This is a genomic window from Crocosphaera watsonii WH 8501 (assembly GCF_000167195.1).
GTDB classification, from domain to species: Bacteria; Cyanobacteriota; Cyanobacteriia; order Cyanobacteriales; family Microcystaceae; genus Crocosphaera; species Crocosphaera watsonii.
Genome location: NZ_AADV02000233.1, coordinates 1 through 5,052 on the forward strand (window position 1 = coordinate 1; position 5,052 = coordinate 5,052).

5 protein-coding genes and 2 pseudogenes are annotated in these 5,052 nt (G+C 37.8%); 3 read left to right on the forward strand and 4 right to left on the reverse strand.

The window, feature by feature from the left end; translation table 11 throughout:
* Positions 1–242: 242 nt before the first annotated feature.
* Together CWATDRAFT_RS35080 and CWATDRAFT_RS29625 are read left to right on the forward strand one after the other, a co-directional pair.
* A pseudogene (locus CWATDRAFT_RS35080) lies at positions 243–585 on the forward strand (methyl-accepting chemotaxis protein); the annotation flags it as partial.
* A gap of 86 nt (positions 586–671) precedes the next feature.
* The gene (locus tag CWATDRAFT_RS29625; RefSeq protein ID WP_007308414.1) at positions 672–1,370 is read left to right on the forward strand and encodes an LmeA family phospholipid-binding protein; all 699 of its coding nucleotides are present in this window, start codon (positions 672–674) and stop codon (positions 1,368–1,370) included.
* A 96-nt stretch (positions 1,371–1,466) separates the two neighbouring features.
* On the opposite strand, the gene CWATDRAFT_RS40780 is transcribed toward CWATDRAFT_RS29625, so the two are convergent.
* Positions 1,467–1,730, reverse strand: coding sequence for a hypothetical protein (locus CWATDRAFT_RS40780; RefSeq protein ID WP_007308417.1), 264 nt, complete (start codon positions 1,728–1,730; stop codon positions 1,467–1,469).
* On the reverse strand, positions 1,727–2,938 hold the full coding sequence (locus CWATDRAFT_RS29630) for a pentapeptide repeat-containing protein (RefSeq protein WP_007308416.1): 1,212 nt from the start codon (positions 2,936–2,938) through the stop codon (positions 1,727–1,729). Before CWATDRAFT_RS29630 ends, CWATDRAFT_RS40780 begins: the two co-directional genes overlap by 4 nt.
* Here CWATDRAFT_RS29630 and CWATDRAFT_RS32180 point away from each other — a divergent pair.
* Complete coding sequence (locus CWATDRAFT_RS32180; protein ID WP_069202821.1) at positions 2,895–3,197, forward strand: hypothetical protein; 303 nt, start codon at positions 2,895–2,897, stop codon at positions 3,195–3,197. The two genes, CWATDRAFT_RS29630 and CWATDRAFT_RS32180, sit on opposite strands and share 44 nt — an antisense overlap.
* Before the next feature lie 17 nt (positions 3,198–3,214).
* On the opposite strand, the pseudogene CWATDRAFT_RS29635 reads toward CWATDRAFT_RS32180, so the two are convergent.
* Together CWATDRAFT_RS29635 and CWATDRAFT_RS29640 are read right to left on the reverse strand one after the other, a co-directional pair.
* Positions 3,215–3,855, reverse strand: a pseudogene (locus tag CWATDRAFT_RS29635) (transposase).
* Positions 3,856–3,919: 64 nt separating this feature from the next.
* A complete protein-coding gene (locus tag CWATDRAFT_RS29640) occupies positions 3,920–4,501 on the reverse strand; it encodes a helix-turn-helix domain-containing protein (RefSeq protein WP_007304885.1) in 582 nt (193 codons plus the stop codon).
* Positions 4,502–5,052: the final 551 nt, after the last annotated feature.

Genomic DNA, 5,052 nt, shown 5'->3' on the forward strand with positions numbered 1-5,052 from the left:
TTTGCCGATAGTCTTACCCATAGGATTTTTCTAAAAATTTTTCGGGGGGATTTTTAAAAAAAGGGTTTTGGGGATTCCAATTTGAAGAAATTTGCAATGATTCCAAGAAAAGCCCGCAAGGTTCCGGCGTTCTTGGGCGAGGCTTTAGCTATTTTTTCTGAACAATTTGGGCAATGTGGTAGATTGTTCGGGAAGTTCTTTGGAAGAATTTCGAGCAAATTGTTTTGCAAAATTAAAGGTGAAGTGGTTCGGTAATGACGGATATGGAGGAGAGCATGCAGCGGGTGATCGATGTATCCGATAAGTCGGAGCAGAGCAAACGTTTCTCTAGAAGATATTATCGATGTATCTGTTCACATCAATACGTCGGTGCGATCGATTTCTGAGGATTCTAGTGAGCAACAGGAAAATTCTGAGTCGGTGAGTCAAGTTATGCAGTCGGTGGATTTGGCGGCTCAAGAAACCTCTCAAGAATCTCAATGGGTGGCTGGATCTGTACAAAATCTCGTGGGTATTTGCCGTGATGTACCGTCATGTGTGGAGAGTTTGCATATCGAAGAGGCTGAAATAGCCAAAAAATCTTAAAGTTAGTTGGGTTTGGGTCAACTCTTGAGATATTTGCGTAAATCCCCTAATCTCTAGTGTAAGTAGGGTGTGAGGAGTGAATGTTTATGAGTCGTGTTATTAGTAAGGTTTTATCTCGTGCTATGCAGTTTTGGCTACGTTCCCAAGTTGAGGAGGTGGAAACCCTCGATATTTCTATTCAAGGCAGCGATCGCCAAATTTTGAAAGGTCATGTTTCTGGTGTAACTTTAAATGGTAATCAAGCTATTTATCAAGGTTTACATTTAGGAGAGGTTCAATTAAAAGGGGAAAATATCCGCATTAATATTGGTCAAGTTTTACGGGGTAAACCTCTACAATTATTAGAGACTATCCGAGTTTCTGGAGCCGTAGCGATTAGCAATCAAAATCTACAAGCTTCTATTTCATCTGCTTTATTAGGAGAAGGTTTTAAAGGGTTACTGGAAACTTTATTAGAACATCAAGGAATCTCAGAACCCTCTCAATTATTAGATAACTATGATATTGATTGGCTAGGAGCTTATTTAGATAATAATTATTTTATCCTACAAGGAAAGTTAACTCACGATGGGGTCACTCAGCCATTAAAAATAAAGGCTAAACTAACATTAATACCTCCACAAACATTACACTTATCTGAGGTGGAAATAAATGGAATTCCTGATCTAAATAATCACAATATTAAAGATTTTTCAGTAGATTTAGGTTCAGATGTTTCTATTAATTCCTTTGAGTTGGATACGGATAAATTAATTTGTGAAGGAGAGTTACTAATTCGTCCCTAACTATCAATTAACAATTAACAATTAACAATTAACAATTGATAATTAACTCAAGTAGGGTGGGCATTGTCCACCTTACAATAACATAACAATAACATATTAACTTAATCCTAATAACTGGGCCATCGCAGGTAATAACTCATTACATCCTTCCACTAATTTTGTCGCATGGGGTAAGTTTTTTGCAATTCCAGCTAAGACATTGCTTGAGCGTTTTGCTTCTTTCTTCAATTTACTATCTTCTGGTTTATTAGCTGCTTTTGTCAAAATCTCAACCTCTTCTAATGCTTCAACTTTTTGGACATCTTTAAGATTATCTTCACTTTCTATGGCTTTTTGTAGTTGACTTATTAGCTCTTTCATGCTAGTTTTTCATCATTATTTTGATCAGGTAATTGTTGAATTAGGTTATTAATATTACCGCTAATTTCTCGTAAGTTAGCGTTAGAATTAGTTAAAATAACATCTCTACCTGAAGTAATGTTTTGGCTATTGTCTGGACTGTTAGTCATAGGTTTATTCTCAATAATAGTGTTAACATTGGGTTGGTTGCTTAAAGCTAGTTTAGCAATTTCTGTGATATCTTTAGTTAATTCTTTGATTTCTTGTTTATGTTCTTTTGCTGCCTCTAATAAAGCGGTTTGTTTAACTGCTTCTAATTTCATTTCGTAAGCTTCATTAAATTGATGTTCAATCTTTCCTTTATCAGCATCTTTGGGAACTTCTACAGTAACCACCACATCTTTACCTTTTTTCTCAATACCTTGGATAGAATCATAAGTAATTTCAGGATTTTCTGCCATGATTTTTTGAAAGCCACTTTTAAAAGCTTCAGAATTAACCCCATTACGTAATAATAACTGTACTGTCTCCATAATTTTACTGTACAGTTGTTCAAAATCTCCTGGTTGAAATACTTTATCAGGATCGTGGGGATGACGATCTCTATTGCCGTTTTTATCTGGTTTTTCTAATAAAAAAACATATTGACAATCTACATTATCTAAAATGGTGGTTTTATCAATGTTCCAAGCTTCTAAACAAGCTCCTGTTAAATTACATCGGGTAAAATTAGTTTGTAATGCGGAAACTTCTGTTAAGTTTGCCCATTCTAAATTAGTGGCTCTTAATGATGCTTCACTGAGATCGCATTGTTTTAAATTAGCTTGATTTAAGTTAGCTCCATCCAAGTTTGCACCCCGTAGATCATTATCTTGATAGTTCTTTTTGTAGCCATCTCCTGTTATTAATAATTCTCTGACACGGGGTTGCCTAAGAATGGTTTTCCCTGGACGAATACGATCTAATTTTTCAGTGTTTTTAAAACAAGTACGGGTTAAAGTAGCGTCTCGAAAGTCCGTACTTTTTAGTATAGCTTTAGTAAAGTTAGCATCAGTAAGATTAGCATTTTTAAAGGTTGTGCCACCTGTTGCAGCAAAGGCAACAGCAAAGTTTTTTATCCAAGCATCTCTAGGATCTCCTTTCATGGCACGATAGGCAAGATAACAGGCAAATAGGGTTAAAGCTATGGCTAAACCTACTGCTCCGAAGACGGCTCCTGTCAAGGCCATCCCTAAGACTACGGCTAAGACTACGGCTATGGCTACGGCTATGGCTACGGCTATGGCTATCGCTCCGGCTAAAGCTGCAGCTATGGCTATGGCTACAGCTATGGCTCCAGGTATGGCTACGGCTAAGGCTCCGACTAAGGCTGCGGCTACGGTTACGACTCCGGCTCCCCCTCCAGATAAGACTCCAACTAAGGCTAAGACTAACGCCCCGGCTAAAACGAAGGGTAATGCTAAGGCTACGGCTCCTAGTGCAGCTTAGCAAAAATAATCCACCAGTCACTTATGATCTTTAAAGCCCTTAAATTTCCAAACGAACGGCTTAGCAAAATGTTGATTAAAGTAATCAATAAAATTGAGAATTTTTGGGATAGTTCTTCAGTTGAACGGACAGTAATTCTTTTGAGTAAACGCCGGACTAAGATCGAAAACCAACACTCAATTTGATTAAGCCACGATGTATGTTTGGGAATATAAACAAAGCGAATTCGATGAGATTCATCTGATAAAAAATCTGCTCTGCTGTCCATAGATTGCAAAATCCCCTCCTTTCCCTTTCTCCCCAAATCAATAGTAATTCCACAGCTTTCTGCTACTAATTTGACTAAGCTTTCCGATTTATGAGTGTTGAGTTTATCTACAATAAAAATCCATTCTGCTTTTTCATCAATCTTAATCGTTCTCTGGATATGTTCAGAAAAATCTTGTTCTGTTCTTGTCGGTCCAATAGAGGGACTAACAACTTTTCCTCTTGCCACATCCCAGTTCGCAATCAAGCTTAAAGTTCCGTGTCTTTCATATTCAAATTCGATTTTTTCTACTTGTTTAGGCTTGATTCTTTTGTTCGGAAATAATCTCTCAAGAGCTTGAATCCCTGTCATTTCATCTGTACTAATTAAATGAATTCCTTGTTCTAACAAAGTTTTAGCTTCTTGATGAAGTTCACAGATATATTTGACTTGCTTTTTAAATTTTAAGGGATCATCAATTTTGGCATTTAACCAGTAACGAACGAGATGTGGTTGTAATGTCGCTTCTTTTTAAAAAACGCCCCACACTACGGGGGGCAATCTTTTCGACAATTCCTCTTTTTATGGCTTCATCCGCCAACTCTGAAGGTGTCCAATGGCTCACTGGTCTGTCTGATTTTTCACATTCTTCACAAGCGATCGCTACAATCTGGACTACTTGTTCGACCGTAAAGGATTTTGTTGTTCCAGGTCTTGGGCGATCGCTTAAAATTCCTTTGATCAAGACCATTAATGCTTTCTCCGTTACCTGTTGTTCTTCGGCGGCACTCAGTTTTTCTCTCTCCTCAAACCATCGCGATCGCCACTGACGCACTTGTACTCGGTCTAATTCTAATCTTCGACTAATCGAACTATTGCTCTCTCCTGATGCTGCGGCTAAGATTAGCTTGGCTCGTCTAACAAGGCGATAGGGGTTTGTTGTCCCTCTCACTATTTGTTGGAGTACTGTTTTCTGTAGGTTGGAGAGGTTAATTGGCAATGCTTTTATCATGGACATCAACTTCGAGATTCTTCCGTTAGTTTCATTGAAACACATTGTCGTGGCTAGTCACGAAAGTTTCTGTAAAAATCTGGTGGATTACTTTCGCCAAGCTGCACTAGTGATTCTTAACTAACCTGATTGATCTAAACAAAAATACCTTAGTTGACTTACCCAAGTCTTGTCGTATTTTTACCATTACTAAATTAATCAAAAAGAAGATATGATAAGTATATGTTGATTGAGGGCAGACCAATTTTACTTAATCATACGATTCTAAGATATTTTTTATCTTCATCTGCTTGTTGCTCCATAGAGATTCACTTATTACACTTATTACAACGGTCTGCTCCTTATTTATTTTTCAATATATTACAATAAATGACGGGCTTTGAATTCCTAGATAACGTTCCACTAATTGGTCCCTAATTTGAATAAGCCGGGCATCTAAAACTAAAACCCCTTTTTTTGGCAGTGGGCTAAGGCAACTTGCCGTTGTGACACCCTACCTAAGCAACCCTGCGGCGATAAAGCTCCTCACAATTTTCGTTTTGGCTGGGGCCATGTCCTCTAACTGGGGGACCCCGTAAATACCCAAAAAGGCCAAA